This is a genomic window from Pseudalkalibacillus sp. Hm43 (genome assembly GCF_054170705.1).
In genome coordinates this window covers 2489170-2513461 of record NZ_CM135129.1, presented here as the reverse complement: position 1 = coordinate 2513461, position 24292 = coordinate 2489170, and the positions used below count along the sequence as shown (strand labels likewise).

Here is a 24292-nt window from a genome sequence, read left to right as displayed (position 1 = left end):
GGTTTTATAATCTTTGATAAGCTGGTAGTGTTAAGAATTCTTCAAACTGTTCTTGTAAGATCAAGTCCTCAAATAAGACCCTCGCTTCTTCAAAGCGACCCTTCTCAAATGTTTCCTTGCCGACGTCGACACTGATCTTCGTCATTTCTTCCTCTAACAACTCTTTGAATAGTTCGACCGTTACGTTCCGTCCGTCCTCTAATACCCCCTGTGGATGTCGAATCCATTGCCATACTTGAGCTCGAGAGATTTCAGCAGTAGCTGCATCTTCCATAAGGTTGTTGATAGGTACAGCTCCCCTTCCGGATAACCATGCTGCGATATACCGGATTCCTACATTCAAGTTCGTTCTTACACCTTGTTCCGTTATTTTTCCTTCTGGTACATGAAGGAGGTCATTTGCCTGGATGGTCAGATCATCCCTCTTCAGGTCTATTTGGTTCGCCGACTTGAGGTGTTCATCGAACACATCCATTGCAATCTGAATCATTCCAGGATGGGCGATCCATGTCCCGTCATGACCATCTTTCACTTCCCGCTCCTTATCCGCACGCACTTTTTCGAATGCGGCTTGGTTTGCATCCGGGTCGTTTTTTACAGGAATTTGCGCTGCCATACCACCAATCGCGTGTGCATTACGCTTGTGACACGTCTGGATGGCTAGCAGGGAATACGCTCTCATGTTCGGGACCGTCATCGTGACAAGTGAGCGATCCGGCAGGATTACTTCAGGACGGTTCTTGAACTTTTTGATGAAGCTGAAGATGTAATCCCATCTTCCACAATTCAGACCTGCGGAATGATCTTTCAATTCATACAGAATTTCGTCCATCTCGAAAGCGGCAAGGATCGTTTCAATAAGTACAGTTGCTTTAATGGTGCCTTGAGGTAGGCCAAGTTCTTCCTGTGCGAAAATAAACACATCATTCCATAATCTTGCTTCCAGATGACTTTCAAGCTTCGGAAGGTAAAAGTATGGACCGCTTCCTTTTTCAATCAGTGCTTTTGCATTATGGAAAAAGTAAAGCCCGAAGTCGAAAAGACTCGCTGAAACAGGTTGGTGATCTACATGAACATGCTTTTCTTCTAGATGCCAGCCTCTAGGGCGTACTTTTAGTACAGCATGTGTTTCATTCAATACGTACTTCTTCCCACTCTCATTTTCAAATGAGATTGTACCTCGGATGGCATCTCTTAAGTTGATTTGCCCATCCAGACAATTGGTCCACGTAGGTGAATTGGCATCCTCAAAGTCCGCCATGAACACCTTTGCACCAGAATTGAGTGCATTGATGACCATTTTCCGATCGACCGGACCGGTTATTTCGACCCTTCGATCTTGGAGATCTTCAGGAATCGCCGCAATGGTCCAATCTGACTGTCGAATCTCTTCGGTCTCTTTCAGAAAGTCAGGATTCTTCCCGGCATCAATGTCTTGTTGGACAATCTCACGTCGTTTCAATAGCTCTTTTCTGCGAGTACCGAATTTGCGTTCCAGTTTTTCAACAAATTGCAATGCTTCAGGTGTTAGGATTGTTTCATGCTGCGGTTGAACAGTAGCATTGATTTGAATGCCTTTTTCCTCTGTTTTCATGTACGTACAGACACTTCCTTCCCAGCTCAATGGTATTGAATTTTATAAATGGTTAAGTATGGTTTCTTTCCACTCGTCGCAAATAAAAGGACGAGGCGTCTCCCTCATCCTTCTACTCTTCTTTTTTAGCCAGGCAGCGCTCACACTCCATGAAGTAAGATTCTGCTTGCTCTTGGATTTGCTCCCCACATTCTGGACATTTTTTCTTTGGTAGATTTCTAAAGAATGTTACCGGATTTTCTAACATACTCATCATTCTCCCTCCTTTTTTATATAACAATAATCTGTTTTGTCTATCTGTTATAGTACAGTATACATAAATAAAAAAGAAATGTGTACCCATTTTTTCATTTTTTTGAAAATTTAATAGAAAGACCTATAAAGACGATGAATGATAGGTCTTTTTTAGACCAAAAGACCTTCATTTTGTTGGAAAATATTTAAAAAACCATCCCCAAGATGTCAGGAATGGTTGTTTCAGGTAGTTATCCTTTTAAAATGAATTCATTTCCATCTTCGTCTGTAAATTGAACGAATGTACCCCATTGCATCTCTTGCGGTTCTTCCTTGAAAGGAACGCCATTCGCCTTCATCTTCTCGTACGTTTCGGTAATCGAGTCACATTCAAAAACAATGGATGCTTTCATATTTTCATGTCCTTTCATCATCGCTTTAGGATAAAGGACGAGACGAGTTTGTGCATTTGCTGGTGCAACCTCAAGCCAATAAGTGTCCGGCCCCATCGGTTGTTCTACCACAACTTCGAATCCGACTTTCTCTGTCCAGAAGTTCTTCGCCTTCTGTTGATCATCAACGTATACCGCTACTGTTCCTAAGTTCGTAATCATGAATCAAACTCCCTTTTCATTGATTTATTCTCATTGTATCAGAGGTCTTATTCTTCCTCTTGTAAAAAAGCGACGTCATCCCTCGGTTGGTTGAATTGATTGAATATCCATTGTTGGTATTCTTTCGGGGTGATCCCCAGACTTTCTTTGAACTCTTTGGAAAAATGGGCATAGTCGAAGTAACCGAATTCATGCATACAGTCATGAAGATGAACGGTTGGGTTGAAAAAGATCCTTAACCTCACTTGATTGAACCGAGCGACTTTACTGAGCTTTTTCGGAGTAAGCCCAGTCAGATCGCTGCACTTTCTTTCAAATTGGCGCTTGGAATAATGACTTTTCTCTATGACTTCCGAAAGGTCCGTTTCAATGGGGTTATCGTATATTCTTGATACTTGAGCAAGGAGTTGATTATCCATCGGGTAATGTTCTATTTCGTCGATCATGAATTGTGAGAGTGCATTGAAGGCATCGTCAAAAGGGATCTCCTCCAGCTGATGGGTAAGACGGGCGATTTCTCCGCTATTCAATAGGTCTTCTAAAGGTACGAAACGATCTTTCAAGCCTTTCAGATGTTCATTGACGAATCGTTTTAAACCCCATGGCTTCAGACGAATGCCGAACAGTTTGATCTGTCCTTCGGCTTCTAACACATGATACTTCGTCAACGAGCCAATAAGAAAGGCGACGGGGAGTTCTTGACCTTTTACCTGATAAGCACTTCCGAAGTGAAAAATCATTTCGTAACAACCATCAGGCCACAACACTTCTGCACTGTCATTTTCATCGTACGTCCGGTTGAGCGTCCAAAAACATTTTACATAGGGCTGGAGCTCTTTTGGAGGCTTCCTTTCCTCATAATGCATGATCTACTTCTCCTCACAATCTATACTCAAGCTGGATATCCAATGGCTCTCTGTTAAAAATCTCTTCATTAATCTCTTCTGCATACGTACACCCTAATGAACGGTAAAATTGCTGGGTCTCAACAGCAGGGTGAGCACCAATATAAAGCTTTTCTGCCCCTTTTTCTATCGCACTTTCACAGCAATGTTCAAAGAGCTTCTTACCGATGCCATGTCCCCGCTTTTCCTGTGATACGTGAATGTACGGGAGCTCAAAATACTGATTTCTGGAACCGAACTTCTTTCCTTCAATATTGGCAAAACCGACGAGAGCCTCCTTATCGAAAGCCCCAATGACCGCTCCGCCTGTTATAATACAGCTTTTCAATTCACCAATTACCCGTGCTTTATGTGCTTCGTCCCAATGATCGACAAAATGGTCCTGCTTTATTATGTAATCCGCATTGTTCTTGTATACGATCTGGTTCGTTTCTTGATAACGATTGAAGTCTTTCAGAAAATCGTGTGATAGGTCTTCCTCTTTCAAACTTTTATAATGAATCATGAATTTTCTCCTCTTCATAAGATGGCTTTTGAGAAAATTTCTCCTCATTCACAGTATACATCAGCTCACAAACCAGTAAAAAAGGAGTGCAGCAGTTCTTTTTCCGGTAACTTTTGCCGGTTTTAAGGTTGAAAACTCATCATTAGAGCTGTTCACAATTATTTCCCATAAAAATCATGGTATTTCCAATAAAAACAGAAAATGATAGATCAGATTTTCGGTTTTTCCATAAAAATAAAAAATTATAGATCAGAATGAGAGATTTGCCATAAAAAATGAAAAATATAGACGAAAAAAGCGACAGCCGGAGCCGTCGCTTTTTCTATCATACTTTAAATCGGTTCAGTTGCTGTTCAAGATTTCGAACCAATCCTTCCAATCGTACCGCTTTGTCTTGCACGGCCTGGAAAGAGAGCTGTTGCTGATCGGTAGAAGCATAGATTTCTTCTGTACTCGCAGCTGTTTCCTCAATGACCGCGCTGATGTTCTGTTGCGAGGCAGCCATCTGTTCCGCCATTTGATTGGATTGCTCCACACCTTCGACAAGGTTCTTCAACTGGTTATGAATGACCAATACTTGTTCGTTGATGTTCGAGAAAGCACCTTCCGTTTGCTCCATGGATACTTGTTGTTCTTTCGTCAGATCCATGGATTGGACCGTCACTTTTTGAATATCATGAACACCGGTCTGTATTTGCTGGACCATTTTCGAAATCTGGACGGTCGCACGCCCTGATTCATCAGCCAGTTTACGTACCTCTTCTGCTACGACTGCAAAGCCTTTCCCATGCTCCCCTGCACGAGCCGCTTCAATCGCCGCATTCAAAGCGAGAAGGTTCGTCTGTTCCGCGATCTCTTTTACAAATTGGACCGTGTTTTCGATTTGGTCTGCATACTGTACGAAGGACTGAACGGATTCTTCCACTTTCCGAGTTGCTTGTACACTATCATCGACATGCTTACGTTGGCTTGTCAGTGAAGACTGTCCTTTATGTACAGACTGTAAGGCAGCGTCACTTTGGACTTGAGACTGTTTGGTCGATTCGACATTCGCCCGGAAATCACTCGCCATTTTTTCAATTAGAGTGGTAGATTCCTGGATGTCATGTGAAATCGATTGACTGCCCTGGGCAAGCTCTTCTGTCGTAGAAGCAACCTGTTTAGAGCCTTCCGTTAAAATGCCGACTTCCTCAGCAAGATCCTTACTGAACTGGTTGACCTCGACATTCATTTTTTCAATGGATTGGATCGTCTCTTTCAAGCTCGTCACCATGTATTGAAAAGCATTTTCCAGTTGGCCGATTTCGTCTTTTCTGTCAGCTTTGGCATCGAGTTGCACCGTCAAATCACCTTCAGCAACGCGGTTGGCATTTTGGGCAAGTTTACGAAGAGGACTTGCCGTCCGTTTCGTTAGCATGTATGAAGCAACGACAGATAAAATGACTAGCACAATGCTTGCAATGATCGTGAAAATAATCAATTGCTGGATGTTGGATTTCCTTTGTGCCATTTCTGCTTCATACCACTCAGTAGCTGAACGGTTCAACATGAAGACATCGTTCAATATACCGCCTGTACGAGCAGCCTGACGCTTCACTTCATTGACCTCGTTTGTTGTTAACGAGTCCTCAGTTGTTGAAGATAATGTATCAAATTTCATACTCATTCGGTCGAACCATTGTTTCTGGTCATCCGTTTTCAGATGTGGTTTCAGTTCATCAATGTCTTTTTGAATCGTTTGGAGCGATGCTAGAGCAATCTCCTTGTTCGCTTCCGATGCATTCGTCGAGTAATGGCTTAATGCTTGTTCTGCTGAAATGAAATCACCATTCAGACGTTCTGATGTCAGGAGCAGCTGCACTTCATTACTTGATGACTTTTGGATCCCTACCATTTGAAAAATGATGAACCCAATCAAGGCAAGACTTAATACGAGTGGAATGGACGAATAGATGAGAATTCTTTTTCCGATGGACATAACCTATTCACCCTTCCCTTCTGCTTGGTTCAGTATGGACTGTTCCTTTTCATTCAATTGAATGACACGGATCGGAGCAAGCCCCACTCCACCTTGGTCAAGGCCGAGTTCCTTGTGCTCACCCGTGAACGCCTTCTCTTCTTTCAATTGTTTCGCCATTTCAAATAAGGCAATGTCTACCCGTTTCAGCATGGAAGTGACAATCGCATCTTCCGCTAAGTAATATTGATCGCTGTCTACTCCAAATGCATAGATGCCTTGTGTTTGTGCTTCTTTTAAGGCTCCAATCCCTGTAAAACCAGCTGCAGGAAATACAAAGTCAGCGCCGTCGTCGATCTGTTTCTTCGCGACTTGAGCTCCTTTTTTGTCATCTCCAAATGTTCCTGTATAGTCAACTAGGACTTGTGCATCCGGGTTCACTTCTTTTACCCCTCTTGTAAAGCCTTGTTCAAATTTTTCAACGACAGGGATCTTCTCCCCACCAATGAAGCCGACCGTGTCCGATTGTGTACGCATTCCGGCAATCAATCCGATCAGGTAGCTTCCTTCATCTTCTTTAAACGTGATGGAAGTGATATTTTCATAGTCTGAAACTGCATCAATCAGAACAAATTGCTGCTCTGGATATTTCTGTGCCAACGTCTCCATCGCTCCTTGAACACGGAAGCTCAAGCCGATGATGAGATCATGACCGTTTTTGATAAGCTCTTCCATTTGCTTCTCATGATCGCCTTCTAACGGCTCACGATAATCAAAGAGTACACCTTCTTCATCACGTGCCTTCTCTAACCCTACCAATGCCGAATCACTGAAAGATTCGTCACCGAGACCATTTTCCGTTACGACAAGTCCAATGCTTTTCTCTTCAATCGCTTTGTCTGATTCATTGTTACATGCGCTTAATAGAAGTAATAAGCATCCAACCATCAACCAATACTGCTTTTTCATTGTGTTTCTCCTTTGCTCTATGTTGTAAGATGTCCGATGTCTTATTTATCGACCGGAAAACCCTCGAGTTTTAGAAAGAATTTTTACAGTATAAGAATATTGGCGGGTTCATCCTTTACATGTATCAATCCTATCAATCTTGTAAATGCTAGAAGTAATGAGATTAGTAGCGTGCACTGGGGGTGTGGCAGATGGAATGGATGGATATGTCGATCAAATTGATATTGGGGTTTTTACTGCTTTTCTTTTTAGTGCGGGTCATCGGCAAAAAGTTGATGAATGAAATCACACCGTTCCATTTTATTTCTGCGATTGTTTTGAGTGAATTGTTAGGGAATGCGGTCTATGATGAGAAAATCCCATTACCCCATATTTTCTACACCATTCTCGTTTGGGGTGGTCTCATTTTTCTTGTGGACTATGTTGCGTTGAAATTTTCATATTTAAAACAACGATTTGAAGGGAAACCATCCATGGTCATCCGGAACGGTCAGATCGATTATGAGCAATTAAAAAAGAACCGCATGAACATCAATCAATTGCAAAGTCTCCTCCGACAAAGTGAAACCTTCTCGATCCGTGAAGTCGCTTATGCTTTCATAGAAGCGAACGGCTCTATCAGCATATTGAAAAAGACACCGTATCAAAAAACGACTCAGGAAGACTTCAACATGTCTCCACAAGCCGTTTATTTGCCATTTACACTCATACGGGATGGGAAGGTAATCAAAGAAAACTTAAGAGAAATCAATCAAGACGAGCATTGGTTAAGACAGCAACTTCAAATGAACGAAATCTATCAGATCGAAGAGGTCCTTTTTGCGGAATGGCTTGAAGGGGACGGATTATATGTCGTCACTTATCCCTACGAGCATCAGCATGTCTCAAACCTATCAAACCTTTAACAAATCCAGGCAATCTGACGATAAATAGTATGATAGAATTTGATTATCGAAAAAACGAAAGAGAAAGGAATTCAACTGTGCAAAAAATCGGTCTAAGCTTACTTGTCAGTGTCGGGTTATTAACCGCTTGCAATACACATTCTCATAATGATTTTGAAGTCGTGGAAGAAGGCACTTCATCCAGTCAAGAAAAGAAACCAAGTCTACAAACTGAGTTGAAAAAACAAGACGGAAAAGTTTTTTTGTATGTTGAAACCGACCTTGTCGTTTCAAAAGAAAATTATGGCGCAAAGAAAATCAACGGCCAGGGACATATCCATGTCTATGTCAATAACGGTGAAAAACAAGGGGTTACAACCTTCCCCCACGAATTGAAAAACCTAGAAAAAGGAACGAATCAGATCAAAGTATCCTTACATAACAATGACCATACTCCATATGGCGTTTCCGAGACAATGGAAATTGAAATGAATAAATAAAGGGTAGGAAGTATTGGTGTCCAAAAAATTGAGCCTGCAAACAAAGATCATTCTACTGTTTTCAACCGTTATCATAGCCACCATGTCTGTTGCCATTGCATTCAATTCATACACTTTTAACGATGCGATGAAAAAGACGTATGTAAGCCAATTGAAAGGGATTACGACCACCATTAATGGGGGATATGAAGAATCCCGTTCAATCGATAATGTACAAACGATTTTTGATTACATAAAACATAGGGAAGAAAACGTCATCAAATTGAATTTACATGCGCTTAATGAAAATGAGCATGCCATCATGGCCTCGACCGATCGCAGTTTAATCGGAAGTGCGTCCACCGATGCATTAGCACCCACCTTTCAATCGGGCAAGACATTGATCTCTCATATTAAAGATCAGGATCTACATATCGTTCGGATGGTAGCCCCTTTACTCGAAGATGGTACATCAGTTGGTGCTATAGAATTGTATCTAGACAATTCAAATGAAATAGCATTCATCCAGGATCGTATCATTTGGATGACCATCGTCGTCCTCATCGTTAGTCTCATCTTAATCATCCTATTATGGATAATCATCCGCAGACTTCTCGTATTACCACTCATGACCTTACGTGAAGCAGCCGTTTCCATTCAGCATGGGAAAGAGTATGAAGACGTTTTGTTGAACGCGAGTCAAGAAATAAATGAAGTCGCAGTTGCCTTTAATGAGATGGTGTACAACCTGGAGGATCGTTATCAGAAGAGTGTAACGGATTCGCTGACTGGCATTTATAATAGTGCCTACTTCAAGCAAAAGTTTTCAGAGGTCGTAGAAGCGTCGAAACGCCTGGAACAACCGATGGCACTTCTCTTCTGTGATATTGATAATTTTAAACGGTTGAATGACCATGAAGGGCATATTTATGGCGATAAGGTACTGAAGCATATCTCGGAGGTCATCTTGAATCATATCCGACCTCAGGATACGGTTTGCCGTTACGGTGGCGAAGAGTTTGTCATCATCATGCCAGACACGGATGAAGCTACGGCGAAATCCGTTGCCGAAAGAGTCCGCCATATGGTCGCATTAAATGGCCATGAAAGCATACTGACGCCGATTACAATCAGTATTGGAATCGCTATTTATCCAGATGATACGGATGAGGAAAATCTCGTACATATGGCAGACAAGGCGATGTATACGGCAAAAAGCCTTGGGAAAAACCGAGTCGTATCCGCTCGTGATCTTGCGGCTTACAAAAATCAAGACTATGAACGGAAGACAGACGATCAGAAATGGATTTTGGATACCATCATTTCATTGACGAAAACAGTTGAGTTGAAGGATTCATACACCCATAGTCATTCAGAAATGGTGTCTAAATACGCGGGTACTTTAGCAAGCAGCATGGGGCTGACAGATGAGGAAGTGAAGAAAATTTCCATCGCTGGTCTCCTGCATGATGTAGGAAAAATCGGCGTTCCAGACCATATTTTGAATAAAGAAGATCGTTTGACAGATGAAGAATATGAAATGATGAAGTCTCACCCGGTACTAGGCTATAACATTCTTGCTTGCGTGGATGAATTGGAAGAAACATTGCCTTATGTGCTCTATCACCACGAACGACCTGATGGCAAAGGCTATCCAGAAGGGTTGAAGCAGGATGACATTCCGTTAGGAGCTCGCATTCTATCTGTAGCAGATGCCTTCCATTCGATGACGTCTGAACGTCCATACCGAAAGGCACCGTTATCCGTCTCTCACGCCATTGAGGAATTGAGGAGAGGAAAAAGAACACAGTTCGATGCGGAGGTTGTCGACCAGTTTATTAAGGTCATAGAAGAAATCAGACTGCAATCTACAGAAGACATAGCAGACCGTTTCAGCAGAAGTTGTCCGGTGGCGAATTGGGACTTGAAAAAATTAAAATAAGTACCAAAAAGAGCTCCTGAGGGTATCAGGGGCTCTTTTAGTGGGCAATTTCAGTAATGGATTTATGAAGAACAAGAACCGTCCCTCTGCTTCAATCAAAATTGCTTCTGCTCATATTCATTGTGTTGCCCTGTTTTCAACGTTTTTGCCAGGAGGATAAGGACGGTGAAGAAGCATGCACCGAATATGAATCCAATCCTCAAGAACAGGTTAGAAGCAATGAAGACTGCGGAATACAGCATAGAAAACCAAATCATGATGAGCATCATCATTTTCGCTTTTACCGTAATACCATTCCCCGCTTTATAATTTTGTATATAAGAGCCGAACCACTTATTTGTCATCAGCCATTTGTACATCCGCTCAGAACTTCTTACATAACAGGCTGCTGTTAACAAAAGAAACGGGGTGGTAGGGACAAGTGGCAATACAATGCCTACGATCCCTAGAAATAAGGAGATGGTCCCGATTATGAGAAGTACAACCTTAATGATTTGGTGCATTCATGATCACCTCGGACTTTCTGATCCTTTCAGCATTTGTACAAAATGATAGAGTACTCTCGCAGTTAACCCCCAAATGACCTTTCCATCGTATAAGTAGAAGTATTCTTCAAACGCTCTCGTTGACCAATCATAGTCCTCACCACCAGGAATCAGGTCAAAAGGGAAATCCTCTCTCGGCTTTACCTCGAAATGGACTTGGTGAACCTCAGGCTTATGCTCTAGAAAGAAGGAAAGGGGTACGGTGAAGACTTCAGCCACCTCTGCTGGATTAGGATCGATTTCAGTGTCTTCGCACGCCAGCACGCCTATGAACGTGTTCAGTACCATGCCGAAAGGTGAAACCATGTAATCAAAAGGATACACATGCGTAATGGATTTTCTTGCGATTCTCAACTCTTCCATCGCTTCTCTCACAGCTGTGAATTGAACATTCTCGTCTTCAGGATCCACTCTTCCTCCAGGGAAACAAATTTCTCCTGGCTGCCTCCTGAGTTTTTGCGATCTCACTTCAAACAGAACATGCAAGCCATCTTCTTTTTCAATAATCGGAATTAGGATAGAATATTGTAATTGTTTGCTGTTCCCCAGTATGGATGGTGTATGGTTTTTCGCTTTTTCAATCAAATCTTTTGTATTCATACACGTACCTCTTGTGTGATTTTCTATTAGTATAACAAATCCTCATCTCACATTTATGTTTGCGGGTTTTCAGAAACGTACAGAACGCCTTCTTCGTCTACACGGACGGTCTTTCCACCACTCAATTCAACCTTTACTGGAAAGATGTCCGATACATGATGGGAAAAGAACCACGTTCTCCCTTGTGGCCCCAGTAAGAAATAAGCTTCTTGCTCACCGATGAAGTTCAATGTGTCTGCATCCAAAGGACCTTCTCCTAGAAAGTCGAATCCATGAGACAATAGCTTCTCACCCTCTGAAAAAACATCGTCTACTGTCAAATTCATCTCACTGATGGTAATGAGGTCGTCGATGGTAAAAGATTCATTTTCGGTGCTGTAGGCGTTCCGTGCAATGATTTCCACAACATTACCTGCCGGGTCATGAAAATAAAATGAGTGAGCATCGAGAAACTTGAAATAGACCTCATCGTCACTTCCCTCTTTGTTCAGCTCCACCTTGGAACGAAACCATTTTTTCGCTTCGTTAAAATGATCACCCGCAATGGTGAACGCAAAATGATAAATCGGTTTTGAGTTATGGAAACCGTCTCTGAATGAAAGTTGACTGCTACCGATCTGAAGGACGATTTCATCTAAGCTCTGATATTTTAGCGTAAACCCTAGTTTTTCTACGTAAAATTCTTTTAACTCTTGAAGCTGGTACGTGTAAATGTCTACTCGATCAAAGTGGATGTTGAACAGCTCCTTTCGACTTTGTCTATGAAAAAGAACCTTCCACTAATCGAAGGTTCTTTCTTTGTTCCCATGTACTTTTAGCTGTAAACCGCTTCTTCTTTTTCAATCAGGCCAAGTGTCTGCGCTGTTGTAGAATGAATCTCCTTAATCAACTCAGGGTTGTCCACTAATGAGACACCATAAGAAGGGATCATTTCTTTTATTTTCGGTTCCCACTCGTCTACTTGTTCTGGGAAGCATCTTTCTAATACTTCAAGCATGACTTGAACGGCAGTGGATGCTCCTGGTGAAGCACCAAGTAATGCTGCGATTGAACCATCAGCTGCACTGACGACTTCTGTTCCGAATTGTAGCGTCCCTTTACCGCTTTCTGTATCCTTGATGATTTGCACACGTTGACCTGCAACGACGATATCCCAATCTTCGCTCTTCGCATTCGGGATGAACTCGCGCAACTCTTCCATACGTTGCTCTTTTGATAATGTCACTTGCTCTATTAAATATTTCGTCAGCCCGAGCTCTTTGACCCCAGCAGAAATCATCGTTAAGAGATTGCTCGGTTTGACAGAACCGAAAAGATCGAAGTTGGATCCAGTTTTCAAAAATTTCGGTGAGAAACCGGCGAACGGTCCGAACAGTAATGATTTCTTGTTGTCGATGTACCTTGTATCAAGATGCGGTACTGACATTGGAGGTGCGCCGACTTTCGCTTTGCCGTACACTTTCGCATCGTGCTGCGCAACAACTTCCGGATTATTGCAGACCATGAACAGCCCGCTTACCGGGAACCCTCCGATTTGCTTCGATTCAGGTATGCCTGTCTTTTGAAGTAGAGGGAGACTTCCACCTCCACCACCGATAAAGACGAATTTCGCTGTGTGATACTCGATTTTACCACCATCGATATCTTTCACTTTCACTTCCCAAGTGCCATCCTTCGTCTGTTTGAGGTCTTCTACACTATGTCGATAGTGGACGTCTACGTTTTCCTTTTGTAAATGGTCGAACAACAATCGCGTCAACGCCCCAAAGTTGACATCCGTTCCAGAGTCGATTTTGGTGGCAGCCATCGAGTCATCCATTTTACGACCTTCCATAATCAGTGGCAACCATTCCATCAATTTTTCAGGGTCATCGGAAAATTCCATCCCTTTAAAAAGCGGATTAGCTGAAAGCGCTTTATATCGTCTTTTCAAAAAATCGACGTTTTGCTCACCGTGCACAAGACTCATATGAGGCAGTGGCATGATGAAATCCTGTGGATTCTCAATCAGTCCTCTGTTTACAAGATAAGACCAAAATTGCCTTGATACCTGGAATTGTTCATTGACCTTAATCGCCTTGCTAATATCAATCGAGCCATCCGGCTTTTCGTTCGTATAGTTAAGCTCGCACAGGGCTGCATGTCCTGTACCCGCGTTATTCCATTCGTTCGAGCTTTCTTCGCCTGAACTAGAAAGTTTTTCAAACACTTTAATATCCCAGTCAGGTGCTAACTCTTTTAATATCGATCCTAAAGTCGCGCTCATGACTCCAGCACCAATTAAGATAACGTCTGTTTTTTTCTGCAAGTTGCTCATGCTCATCATCCTTATCTTCTTTTTTGCATAAAAAGAATAGGCGCTCCTGATTAGATGTTGAAATGTAGGTCGAAACTTAGGAACACACCTTTTCGATCTTCAATCTATTAAAATTCATTATTATTCAAAAAAGTACTATTATCTGATAATTATACACTATTTTGGGCTGGTAAAAAAGGTAAGTCTATGGATATTGTCCTAGAAAACAACAAAAACCGAGGTCCTAAAATCATGACCTTGGTTTAGTATAAAAACAAGACAACCCTTTATATGCATACATACAAGGGTTGCCTCCAATTTTTTATTCTCATCTTTTTCTTTTCTTAATTTTGTAATAGGTTTTTGTCTTTCTCATATGCTTTTGCAGCTCATCAAGTGGGATGTGATCAAGAAAGTTTCCGTCTTCCTCAAACATTCTTTCGAAATTCAACTCTTGACCTTTCGGCTTTGTTGACACCCTGTGCCTCTTTTCAATGAATTCAGGCATCCGTCCACCTCCAAATTTGGAAAGTACCCACATCGAACAAGCTTTCTTCATTTAAAAAAACGGCAAAAAAGCACATTGCTTATATCCATTTGTATGATGTTTTGTAAATTTTATGACGTTCAAAAGGCCCATTCTTATGAATGGACCTTATTCTAATATTGTATTTTATTGTCCTTGTATCTCCTTAACACTTTTTCCACCTAAAAAAGCATGGCCGGTCTGTAAGGTCGTTATCGTATTAAATCCATAACGACTATACACCTTTTCAACTCGTTCATTGATCGGATGAACCCATAGTTGTTCTAGTTGGAGGGTTTGAGCTTCTTTTTGTATGTGCTGGAGTATAGAGCCGATTAATCCTTTTCCTCTAAATTCTTCAATTGTGGCGACGCTTTCTATTCTTCCTTGGTCGCCATGAACAAATAAGCACGCAGTGGAACAAGGTGTTCCGTTATATTTTAATAAAAAATGCGTATAACGTTGATCGTTGAATTCAGTTTCAAAAGCCTTTTCTCGAACGGCTTTCCCTCCAAATTCTTTTATCTGGCACTCCACCGTTAATGCGTCGTGATAATTCTTAGTGGTTACTTTTTCTATCATGACTTCGCTATTGATTGGTAACTGTATGACTTCTTTATTCCAGAGCTGAATGGGCTGGGAAAAGTCTTCAAATTGAAAGCCCTTCTCTTTTAAAAGAGCAATGAAATTCGTCAAAGAATCAACGTTATATAAATAAAATCTTGGAATGATATTCAAAGCCTCATAAAATGAGATGACCTCATCGATTACTTTTTCAGGGTGGTCAGGTGGTTCACTTACATGAGCATGGTTGGCATCATAATAGTCTGGCTGGTGCTTGTTCCAAAACAAAACACCCCACGTTCGATCTTGTTTATTTGAAAAGGACTGTAATAGTGCAAAATTCAACTCTTCAATCTGTTTTAATAAATCCATTGTTTACCGCCTATTCTTTTATTTTTCATCCATTCTATCATTTCCAACAATACTGTTCCTATTTACTATGTAAGCCAAATTAGAGTAGCAAGACCGAAATGGAATAATCTGGTTTATAGCAACATGGCTCGTTCCCTTGCACTTTTCGTGCAATACTATTAAAGTATATAATGGTTGAAATCTAACCTAAATGTTAATAGATATGATTGAAATATATTCGCTTTTTAATTTTGGAAATATATTTTCCATTAAGGAAAGGGTTCAGATATACTATGAAAGATAATTTTTGGCATGAGTTGCCGCGACCGTTTTTTGTTCTGGCACCAATGGAAGCTGTGACGGATGTCGTTTTTCGTCATGTCGTAAGTGAAGCAGCGAGACCTGACGTATTTTTTACAGAGTTTACGAATACGGAAAGCTACTGCCATCCGAAAGGAAAAGACAGCGTAAAAGGGCGTCTTACGTTCACGGAAGATGAACAACCGATCGTCGCTCACATTTGGGGAGACAAGCCTGAATACTTCCGCCAAATGAGTATTGGCATGGCTGAAATGGGCTACCGTGGCATTGATATCAATATGGGATGTCCTGTGCAGAATGTTGCAGGGAATGGAAAAGGATGCGGGCTGATTCGCCGTCCTGAAGTTGCAGCGGAACTGATCCAGGCAGCTAAAGCAGGAGGACTCCCTGTGAGTGTGAAGACACGCCTCGGTTATACGAAAGTGGATGAATGGCGCCACTGGCTGAAGCATCTCCTGGAACAGGATATCGTCAATCTTTCCATCCATCTCCGTACGAAGAAGGAGATGAGTGCTGTCGATGCGCACTGGGAACTCATTCCGGAGATCAAGAAACTTCGTGACGAAGTCGCTCCACATACGCTTCTGACCATCAACGGGGATATCCCTGATCGCCAAAAGGGACTTGAACTTGCGGAAAAATATGGCGTAGACGGCATTATGATTGGACGAGGCGTATTTCATAACCCGTTCTGCTTCGAGAAAGAGAAGAAGGAGCATACGAGCGAAGAACTGCTCGATCTTCTACGTCTGCAGCTCGATCTTCATGATAAATATTCAGAAGAACTAGAGCCACGACTCTTCAAGCCGCTCCGCCGCTTCTTTAAGATCTACGTCAAAGGGTTCCGAGGCGCAAGTCAGTTAAGGAATCAACTGATGGAAACAGAATCGACGGACGAAGTACGTGCTCTACTGGATGAGTTTGCAGCGAAAGAAGACGGCATTCAGGAAGAGAAAGGTTTTTCTGTTTCTTAAGTCACGTATGAATTGAATTATTTATGAGCTATTTCAGGAGAGAGGAGCCTTCGGGCTTTTCTCTCTTTTTTTTATAAACAAAATGAAAGTGAGTTATGTAGCTGATTGGCTTCATAACTCACTTTCTCTATTTATGGTACGGTTCCCCTCGGTTAATCTTAAAAGCACGATAGATCTGCTCCACCAGCACTAGTCTCATCAGTTGGTGAGGAAAGGTCATCTTAGAAAAAGAGAGCTGTTCATTGGAGCGCTTCAAAACCTCATCACTCAGGCCTAATGAGCCTCCGATTACAAACGCGACATTTGACTTTCCATACGTTGCGAGTTGGTCGAGGTTTTTCGCCAGTTGTTCAGAGGTTTGCTGCTTCCCTTCAATAGCAAGGGCTACCACATGTACGTCTTGTCCAATTTTAGAAAGGATCCGATGGCCTTCCGAATCCTTTACCTGTAGCATTTCCGTTTCGCTTAATTGTTCCGGCGCTTTTTCATCAGGAACTTCAATGATCTCCACTTTTGCGTAAGGTCCTAGCCGCTTCACATACTCTGCTATTCCTTGTTTTAAATATTTTTCTTTTAACTTTCCAACACTAATAATTTGTATATTCACAGGTTGTCCACCTCTATAAACACGTTATCCACAATTTTTATCCACATATACACAATTTCTATCCACATTCAGTATAGGAACATTAGTTTGATACCATATATATGGCATGTTTTTCGCAATATTCACAGGTTGTGGATAATTGCTCTTCCTCCGTCAATATCCGCATTTCCGGAGCGACTTCATGCTCGTCAACGATGATATCAATGGCCAGTTCGACGTGCTCTTTACAACAAGCAATCACGTCCATCACACTCCTTTGTTAGTTATACACATGTTAATAGTGTAGCACAGAGCTTCAGTAAACATTTAAAATATGCGAAAGAAAAAGGAGAGTGTGGATTACTCTCCTTGGCCTTGTGTTTCTCCTAACGTGATGGTTGTTGTCTGCTTTTCACCTTCTCGGTAGAACTCTACTTCCATCTCGTCGCCGATATCTTTCTTAGAATAAAGATGCTTTCGCAGCTCTGCAGGTGATTCCACTTTTTCACCATCGAGTGAGATGATGACATCAAATTCTTTCAATCCGGCTTTACCTGCTGGTGAAGTCGCCTCCACTTGTGTCACGACGACACCTTGATTTACATCACTCGGAATTTTCAATGTTTGTTGGCGGTGATAATTCGATACTTGAGTGAGAGGAACGATTGCCACTCCCATATATGCACGTTTCACTTGTCCATGTTCCTCAAGATCTGCAATGATCGGTCGAGCGATATCAGATGGTATCGCAAACCCGATCCCTTCTACCGCTTGTTGTGCAATTTTCATCGAGTTGATTCCAATCACTTGACCTTTGATATTGATTAAAGCTCCTCCACTGTTACCAGGGTTGATTGCTGCATCGGTCTGGATGACCTCAGCTTGCCAATCGGGTTGTCCGTCTCCATTCGGATCGACTGGGATTGTACGGTCCGCCGCACTGACAATTCCTTGTGTGACTGTACCTGGAAAATTCCCCAACGGGTTCCCGATAGCAATCGCAGGTTCTCCTGGTTTTAAAGTGCTGGAGCTGCCAAATTCAGCTACATCTTCAACTTTACTTCCATCTACTCTTAACACAGCAAGGTCCATGATTTCATCAGAACCTAGTAATTCAGCATCCAGTTTAGTGCCATCTACTAATGCGATCTCGATTTGACCGGCATTTGCGACTACGTGATGATTGGTCACGACGTAGGCATTTCCGCCTTCTTTTTTATATATGACACCCGATCCAACTCCGGCTTTGTTTTCTTGCTCAAATAGGCTTGATCCTTGGATGTTTTCGACCTCAACGACGGCTCCCTGGGCTTTTTCAACGGCCTCAGTGATGGCTGTGTTCACATCCACGTTAATCGTTTCACCAGGTGTGGTCTCAGTCGTGTCACCGTTTGCTTCCGTATTGCGATCCGGTTTCACATCACCAGAAAACAACCCGAAATCGGTCGCAAATATAACTAAAAGAGCACCCAGCAGTACCCCGGTTAGTCCCATTAAAAAGCTTCTTGATCGATTCCTCGTCGGTTTCTGAGGATTACGATATCCATCATCATAGTAACCCATTCTAACATCAGCCCTTTCACTACTTTTGGTATACCCATTATAAGAAAAAAAAAACCGCCTAGTACCGGAATTTGGGTGATTTTTGACATTTGTCTATCACTTACTATATTTCCGTTACTGACGGTCCTTAAACGGTATTCAATTGCTTAAATCATACAGTGATGAGCTCAGTAGGATGTTCGGCATCCGTATCGTATAGACCGAGCTCTTCACCAATCTGATACCCATGCTTTTCAAGGGTCTGTTGAACAGACATTCTCGCTAAATCTTTCATATTGTTATCTTTACTCAAATGCGCAAGATAGACGCGACGCGTGCGATCTCCGATGATCTCAGCGAGCGCTTCACCCGCATCCTCGTTCGATACGTGCCCTTGATCTCCAAGGATACGTCGTTTAATGTTCCATGGATAACGTCCCATCATCAACATGTCGATATCATGGTTCGATTCAAAAATAAGCATGTCCGAATCCTTCACAGTCCATTTAATCCGGTCGCTCACGTATCCCATATCGGTCGCCAGGGTCAGCTTCTTTCCTTCATGATGAAAGACATAGAACTGAGGGCTCGCAGCATCATGTGATACACCGAACGATTCGACATCCAGATCACCGAAGGTTTTCACACGTTCACAATCAAACTGGAATTTTAAATCGGTCGGTATCGCACCGATCTGACTTTCCATGGCTAGCCATGTCTTTTCATTCGCATAGATCGGTAACTTGAAACGACGAGACAAGATACCGAGCCCTTTGATGTGATCGCTATGCTCGTGGGTCACTAGAATACCGTCCAAGTGTTTAGGGTCACGTTGGATCTTTTTGAACAATCCTTCGATTTTCTTCCCACTTAAACCGACATCGACCAGCAAGCGACTTTGGTCGGTCTCAATATAACAGGCGTTCCCTGTGCTTCCACTTGCCAATACACTAAATCTCAAGTTACTCCACTTCGCTTTCTTCTTCATTCTCCTGATCCAGCTTGATGTCATTGGAATCCGTAACATCAACCATCCATTCATCCGACTCCGTAACAATATACCAGTTCGGTACAAATACTTTGATACTTTCATTATTGATGGATGTAAAATAAAGCAGTTTAATATCCTCCAGAGTTGTTCGAGGCTTAATATCAGGAACTAACAATGCTTCTTCTGCAGTCAAAAACTTTTTCACTTCTTGTTCTTTATTTAACTCCATCTGGGTCAACCGATAACTAGTAATTTGATGTTTTGAAGTTTTAGATTCATTCTGATCTTTACTTTGGGAATCTACGTAGATTTCAATCATTCCAGTAAGATTGTTATCAGCAATATAATTCTCGAAGTAAAATTGAATGCCATCCAGATGCTGTGTGAAAATGTAGATGTTTCGCTCCTCATCGTACTTCCAATATTTATACTGTTCTCCATTTGGAATATAATTTTCTACAAATTGCTCTAGTTGTCCTTTAACTTCACTATCTGGAGTAAATGGATATGGACTATTCAATATTGCACTAATGATTCGCTTATCTTCACCCTCATTTGTAGGGCCTAAATTAATTTCCTGATTCGAATTATGATTAGTGAACTCTTTTATATCTTCATCCGTAAATTCTTTTACTGTCCCTGTAGTGATAAATAACTTCTTCTCAATTTTAGGGAGAGATTTACTATAATCAATAATTTCATTAACTTTTTTTTGCGTCTCTTCATTTAAGATGTCTAGGTCTGGGTTCACTTTATTATAAAATTCTGTACCTAAATATAAATTTAACAGGAGGAACGTAAAGATGAAAATGGTTTTAATGTTTTTCCAATCCATAAGTTATCCTCCTTTATTCGTAGGTGTTTCATTTGTGTCAATATCAAGTTCCACCCAGGAAGATCCGCTTTTATAGAACCATGTTGGAACAATGTCATACCTATCAACATCTTGTTCCTTATTGGCTTTGTAACCAATCGTTACATCAGTAACTTTTAGATTACTATAAGTTTCCTCTAGCCTTTTTAAAGCATTAAGAACTGCCTCATCATCCTGAATCTTCGTTTCCCCGACTGGTACATGTTTATAGTCTTCTTCAGGAAAATCTAGATAGCGATTATATTTGGTCACCTGATTATACGTATACTCTAGATCCATACTACCGATAGATCTGCTCCCTGGTAATCCTTCCATAACCGGGAAACCATGCATTAACAATCGATATGTCAAATCTTTTTGTTTATTGTTGGTTGTTGGGTCTTCTTCTGCATCATAATAATGTTCTAAATAGAAGTCATAAGTCCACCCTGCATGACTATTAATAAAATCAAGGCTCTGAATAATTGCATTCTGCCTAATAACCTCTTCTTGACTATATTGATTATTGATGTACGTGAATTCCTCACGATTTTTAAAGTACTTGATTTGACTCCGTTGTCTTAAAAAGAGAGTCGTCTCTGTTTCATTAGAGGTTTTAGAAACCACATCTGGCGGAAGTAGTGCTTTTACGAATAACTCTATATCTATTGTGTTCGCAGGAACCTTGTAATTATCAAGTGTCATGTTCTCCTTCGGCCAGTAATAATCTTTCCGCTGAAAACTACGCTGTACCACTTCTGTTTTCTCAATATCTTCATCTTCTTCTAATTCTACAACTGTATTATCAATATCATCAGGATTGCTTAATTGATACTCAATAACTTGATTTGAGTTTACTATTTGGTCTGTTTCAGAATTTGATTTTCTGTCTCCAATAATAAATTGTAGCTTCCAACCATTGTTTTCCTTGAAACAAATTATTTTTTCTACAGCTTTGTCCCCATTCAATTTAGCTCTTGCGCTCTCACCACTAAAGTTAAATGTCTCTTTCAGTACTTCCACTGGGATTGGAGTTGGATAAGAGATAGTAATTCCATATTCAGGATTTTCAATTTTCTTGTTTTTGATATCTCCAGAGGTTAAAAGATTTGATTGGATTGAATTGTATAACTTTTCTTGACCATATCCATAAAACCAATAATGTTTACCATTCTCATGAAGGATGATTTGCTTAGGTTGGATGATGTCACTTAACTTCTTCTTTTCCCCTTCCTCAATAGCCGACTTGAATGGTTCTTGTTCTTCAAGCACATTGTTTTGGGGTGTATACGTCCAAAGATTCCATGTCAAAAAAATGCTGAGAAGGATCAACAGAGTAAGAAGGACGGATTTAATTCTTTCAATATTATCCCATAAAGATGAGTAGAACTTATGCATACTCTCTAGTAAATTTTTTACTGACATCATGCACTTGCCTCCCTAGTTTGATGAGTGGGGAGCTTCACATGTATAGTTGTACCTTTACCATACTCACTTTCAGCCCAAATCTGACCATTATGCGCAATGACGACTTCTTTTGCAATAGCTAGACCAAGTCCAGTACCGCCAATTTCCCTAGACCTTGCTTTATCCACTCTATAGAATCGATCAAAAATTTTAGATAGATTCTGCTTCGGGATACCTACTCCCTCATCCTTTATACTGATGTGGACACTTTTCCCATCTTTGTTCAGATGGAAAGTCACTTTACCTCCATCAGGTGAATATTTCAAAGCATTAGAGATGATATTATCGAGCACCTGAGTAATCTTGTCACGATCGATTCTTACAGGTAAAGGTTTATCTGATATATGTTTTTCAAAAGTAATCTGATCACTTTTCGACATCTCAAAACGATCAATTACCTGCAGCATTAACTCACGTAGGTTGACCTTTTGGAAATTAGGTCGGAAATCTTTGTTGTCCATCTTGGAAAGTTGAAGCAGATCCGTTACCAATCGAATCATACGCTCTGTTTCCTGCTGGGTTACACTCAAAAACTTAGGTGCCAAGTTCTCATCCTGCATCGCACCTTCTTCTAATGCTTCTAAATAACTTCTCATCGTCGTCAATGGCGTACGGAGTTCATGGGAAACGTTCGAAACGAACTCTCGACGTTCTCTCTCAATCTGCTCTTGCTCTGTTACATCATGTAATACGGTAATGATTCCATTGACGGGTCCATCATCCTTTTGAATGACAGAGAAACTTGCCCGTAGGATGAATGGCACTTCATGAGAACTATAATCCAATATTAAGGAATTTGAAGATTCCTCTAATTTATCAATTGAAAAGTCTTTCTCTATCCCCAACACTTCAGGTAAATATCTACCCATCGCTTCATGTCTGGACATGGACAACATTTCTTCAGAGCGATCATTCATGAGAATAATAAATCCATCACGGTCAGTTGCAATAACACCATCTGTCATGTAAGAAAGGACAGAACGTAATTTTGTCCTTTCGCTCTCTGTGATTTCATTCGCTTCTTGAAGTTTTTTAGTCAAATCGTTGAATGAAGCCGCAAGTTGTCCGATTTCGTCTTTGTCATACACTTTAACTTTACGTGTAAAATCTCCTCTTGCCATTACTTGAGCTTGTTTTTGCATATCCGCTAGAGGTCGTGTAATCGTACTCGCGAGGACAATTCCTAATAATGCGGTAATTGCCAGGGCAATAATTGTCGCATTTGCGAGAATTTCGTTGAGTGTTCGCGACAAACCATAAATATCTTCAATAGAGGCTTCGAGATATAGAGCTCCTAATAATTGCCCATTTTGAGCAGAGCGAACAGGTTTAGATACAACATATGTGCGTACAAGCTGATCTCCATCTTCTATTTGAAAGATATCATTTGTACTGTGACCTAAAAGTGCTTGGGAGATTAAATTTTGAGTTGATTTTTTTCCGACTAAATCTTCATCATCCGCGGCTATAATCTGTTGGTCTAGATTGACCACCATCATCTTATCAATATCAGAAAATGTGAATGAAAAATCCTGTAACAAAGAAGATAATCTTTCTTGAGGAGCTTCTTTATCTGATTGTGTCAGGATATTTTCGAGTTCTTCCTCTACGTTAACTTCAATCATGTCTGCATTTTCGTCGATGTTCTTTGTGAAGTTTTCTCGTAATTTCTGTTCTTGTCGATCCATAAAAAGAACGCCAATGACTTGCATGGCGATCAGGATGAGAAGAATATATACCACAACAAACTTAAAATGTATAGATTTAAAGAAGCCAACCTTTTTCATGTAAACTACTCCTGGTCTGGATTTCTAAGGTAATACCCTACTCCGCGACGTGTAATGATCCACATTGGATGACTCGGGTTATCCTCCACTTTTTCTCTTAAACGACGAACCGTTACGTCAACTGTACGTACGTCTCCAAAGTAATCGTAACCCCAAACAGTCTGTAATAGGTGCTCACGAGTCATGACTTGTCCTGTATGCTTCGCCATATAGTGAAGCAGCTCAAATTCACGGTGGGTCAGTTCAATCGTGTCACCGCGTTTTGTCACTAAGTACGCTTCCGGGTGAATGGTAAGTGCACCGATTTTGATTTCGCTTGTTGAATCGATACCTTCCTTGTCCCCTTCTTGCTGGTGACGTCTCATATTGGCTTTCACACGCGCAATCAGTTCACGTGTACTGAAAGGCTTGGTCACATAATCATCTGCACCAAGCTCCAATCCTAGGACTTTGTCGATCTCGGAATCTTTAGCCGTCAACATGATGATCGGCATGTCAAATTTCTTGCGGATCTCACGGCAAACTTCCATACCGTCCTTTTGAGGAAGCATGATATCCAATAAGATCATATCCGGCATTTCTTCTTCTACTTTTTCTAAAGCTGTTGCACCATCATACGCACAAACGACATTGAATCCTTCTTTTTCTAGGTTGAACTGCAGAATATCTGCAATCGGTTTTTCATCGTCTACTACTAAGATTTTTTTATCCATGTTGATGGTCTCCTTTTCAGAAAAGTTAAAACCAATTCAAGTACATATATAACATTATAATTATTTTTCATAGTTTTCACTTATTTTACCACA

The 24292-nt window shown here is 41.1% G+C and carries 24 protein-coding genes; 4 read left to right on the top strand and 20 right to left on the bottom strand.

Annotated elements, in window-relative coordinates; genetic code table 11:
• Positions 1-4: 4 nt before the first annotated feature.
• From aceB to ACXQIQ_RS13360, 7 genes are all read right to left on the bottom strand, one after another.
• On the bottom strand, positions 5-1594 hold the full coding sequence (gene aceB / locus ACXQIQ_RS13390; RefSeq protein WP_439301852.1) for a malate synthase A: 1590 nt from the start codon (positions 1592-1594) through the stop codon (positions 5-7).
• 112 nt (positions 1595-1706) lie between these two features.
• Positions 1707-1841: a protein YhfH gene (gene yhfH / locus ACXQIQ_RS13385; RefSeq protein WP_439302028.1), complete on the bottom strand. Its 135-nt coding sequence runs from the start codon at positions 1839-1841 to the stop codon at positions 1707-1709.
• Positions 1842-2079: 238 nt separating this feature from the next.
• Complete coding sequence (locus tag ACXQIQ_RS13380; protein WP_439301853.1) at positions 2080-2442, bottom strand: VOC family protein; 363 nt, start codon at positions 2440-2442, stop codon at positions 2080-2082.
• Positions 2443-2489: 47 nt separating this feature from the next.
• A complete protein-coding gene (locus tag ACXQIQ_RS13375) occupies positions 2490-3308 on the bottom strand; it encodes an AraC family transcriptional regulator (protein WP_439301854.1) in 819 nt (272 codons plus the stop codon).
• A gap of 13 nt (positions 3309-3321) precedes the next feature.
• On the bottom strand, positions 3322-3852 hold the full coding sequence (locus ACXQIQ_RS13370; RefSeq protein ID WP_439301855.1) for a GNAT family N-acetyltransferase: 531 nt from the start codon (positions 3850-3852) through the stop codon (positions 3322-3324).
• A gap of 325 nt (positions 3853-4177) precedes the next feature.
• Positions 4178-5830, bottom strand: coding sequence for a methyl-accepting chemotaxis protein (locus tag ACXQIQ_RS13365; protein WP_439301856.1), 1653 nt, complete (start codon positions 5828-5830; stop codon positions 4178-4180).
• A gap of 3 nt (positions 5831-5833) precedes the next feature.
• Entirely contained in the window at positions 5834-6778 is a 945-nt protein-coding gene (locus ACXQIQ_RS13360) for a BMP family lipoprotein (protein ID WP_439301857.1), read from the bottom strand.
• 191 nt (positions 6779-6969) lie between these two features.
• On the opposite strand from ACXQIQ_RS13360, the gene ACXQIQ_RS13355 reads away from it, so the two are divergent.
• The 3 genes from ACXQIQ_RS13355 (at position 6970) to ACXQIQ_RS13345 (ending at position 10083) form a co-directional block, all read left to right on the top strand.
• Positions 6970-7683 carry a DUF421 domain-containing protein gene (locus ACXQIQ_RS13355; protein ID WP_439301858.1) on the top strand — a complete coding sequence of 238 codons (714 nt, stop codon included), beginning with the start codon at positions 6970-6972 and terminating at the stop codon, positions 7681-7683.
• Positions 7684-7760: 77 nt separating this feature from the next.
• Positions 7761-8162 carry a hypothetical protein gene (locus ACXQIQ_RS13350; RefSeq protein ID WP_439301859.1) on the top strand — a complete coding sequence of 134 codons (402 nt, stop codon included), beginning with the start codon at positions 7761-7763 and terminating at the stop codon, positions 8160-8162.
• A 16-nt stretch (positions 8163-8178) separates the two neighbouring features.
• A complete protein-coding gene (locus ACXQIQ_RS13345; RefSeq protein WP_439301860.1) occupies positions 8179-10083 on the top strand; it encodes a diguanylate cyclase in 1905 nt (634 codons plus the stop codon).
• 95 nt (positions 10084-10178) lie between these two features.
• On the opposite strand, the gene ACXQIQ_RS13340 is transcribed toward ACXQIQ_RS13345, so the two are convergent.
• The 5 genes from ACXQIQ_RS13340 to ACXQIQ_RS13320 all read right to left on the bottom strand — a co-directional run bounded on the left by ACXQIQ_RS13340 (position 10179) and on the right by ACXQIQ_RS13320 (position 14986).
• Positions 10179-10586 (bottom strand): YbaN family protein, encoded by a 408-nt coding sequence (locus ACXQIQ_RS13340; RefSeq protein ID WP_439301861.1) that lies wholly within the window; start codon positions 10584-10586, stop codon positions 10179-10181.
• Positions 10587-10592: 6 nt separating this feature from the next.
• Positions 10593-11228, bottom strand: a complete 636-nt coding sequence (locus ACXQIQ_RS13335) for an NUDIX hydrolase (protein ID WP_439301862.1) — start codon at positions 11226-11228, stop codon at positions 10593-10595.
• Between the two features lie 53 nt (positions 11229-11281).
• Positions 11282-11725 carry a hypothetical protein gene (locus ACXQIQ_RS13330; protein WP_439301863.1) on the bottom strand — a complete coding sequence of 148 codons (444 nt, stop codon included), beginning with the start codon at positions 11723-11725 and terminating at the stop codon, positions 11282-11284.
• Positions 11726-12042: 317 nt separating this feature from the next.
• Complete coding sequence (locus ACXQIQ_RS13325) at positions 12043-13545, bottom strand: malate:quinone oxidoreductase (protein WP_458025558.1); 1503 nt, start codon at positions 13543-13545, stop codon at positions 12043-12045.
• 652 nt (positions 13546-14197) lie between these two features.
• Positions 14198-14986 carry a GNAT family N-acetyltransferase gene (locus tag ACXQIQ_RS13320; RefSeq protein WP_439301864.1) on the bottom strand — a complete coding sequence of 263 codons (789 nt, stop codon included), beginning with the start codon at positions 14984-14986 and terminating at the stop codon, positions 14198-14200.
• A gap of 272 nt (positions 14987-15258) precedes the next feature.
• On the opposite strand from ACXQIQ_RS13320, the gene ACXQIQ_RS13315 reads away from it, so the two are divergent.
• Positions 15259-16260, top strand: coding sequence for a tRNA dihydrouridine synthase (locus ACXQIQ_RS13315; protein WP_439301865.1), 1002 nt, complete (start codon positions 15259-15261; stop codon positions 16258-16260).
• Between the two features lie 127 nt (positions 16261-16387).
• On the opposite strand, the gene rlmH is transcribed toward ACXQIQ_RS13315, so the two are convergent.
• The 8 genes from rlmH to yycF all read right to left on the bottom strand — a co-directional run bounded on the left by rlmH (position 16388) and on the right by yycF (position 24199).
• Positions 16388-16867, bottom strand: coding sequence for a 23S rRNA (pseudouridine(1915)-N(3))-methyltransferase RlmH (gene rlmH, locus ACXQIQ_RS13310; RefSeq protein ID WP_439301866.1), 480 nt, complete (start codon positions 16865-16867; stop codon positions 16388-16390).
• An 82-nt stretch (positions 16868-16949) separates the two neighbouring features.
• Positions 16950-17114, bottom strand: coding sequence for a CxxH/CxxC protein (locus ACXQIQ_RS13305; protein WP_439302030.1), 165 nt, complete (start codon positions 17112-17114; stop codon positions 16950-16952).
• 92 nt (positions 17115-17206) lie between these two features.
• Positions 17207-18409: a S1C family serine protease gene (locus tag ACXQIQ_RS13300; protein ID WP_439301867.1), complete on the bottom strand. Its 1203-nt coding sequence runs from the start codon at positions 18407-18409 to the stop codon at positions 17207-17209.
• A 151-nt stretch (positions 18410-18560) separates the two neighbouring features.
• Complete coding sequence (locus tag ACXQIQ_RS13295; RefSeq protein ID WP_439301868.1) at positions 18561-19376, bottom strand: MBL fold metallo-hydrolase; 816 nt, start codon at positions 19374-19376, stop codon at positions 18561-18563.
• Positions 19351-20214, bottom strand: coding sequence for a two-component system regulatory protein YycI (gene yycI / locus ACXQIQ_RS13290; protein WP_439301869.1), 864 nt, complete (start codon positions 20212-20214; stop codon positions 19351-19353). The genes ACXQIQ_RS13295 and yycI overlap by 26 nt, the downstream gene beginning before the upstream one ends.
• Before the next feature lie 3 nt (positions 20215-20217).
• Positions 20218-21660, bottom strand: coding sequence for a two-component system activity regulator YycH (gene yycH / locus ACXQIQ_RS13285; protein WP_439301870.1), 1443 nt, complete (start codon positions 21658-21660; stop codon positions 20218-20220).
• Positions 21657-23486: a cell wall metabolism sensor histidine kinase WalK gene (gene walK, locus ACXQIQ_RS13280; protein ID WP_439301871.1), complete on the bottom strand. Its 1830-nt coding sequence runs from the start codon at positions 23484-23486 to the stop codon at positions 21657-21659. The genes yycH and walK overlap by 4 nt, the downstream gene beginning before the upstream one ends.
• 5 nt (positions 23487-23491) lie before the next feature.
• Positions 23492-24199 carry a response regulator YycF gene (gene yycF, locus ACXQIQ_RS13275; protein WP_439301872.1) on the bottom strand — a complete coding sequence of 236 codons (708 nt, stop codon included), beginning with the start codon at positions 24197-24199 and terminating at the stop codon, positions 23492-23494.
• Positions 24200-24292 lie beyond the last annotated feature (93 nt).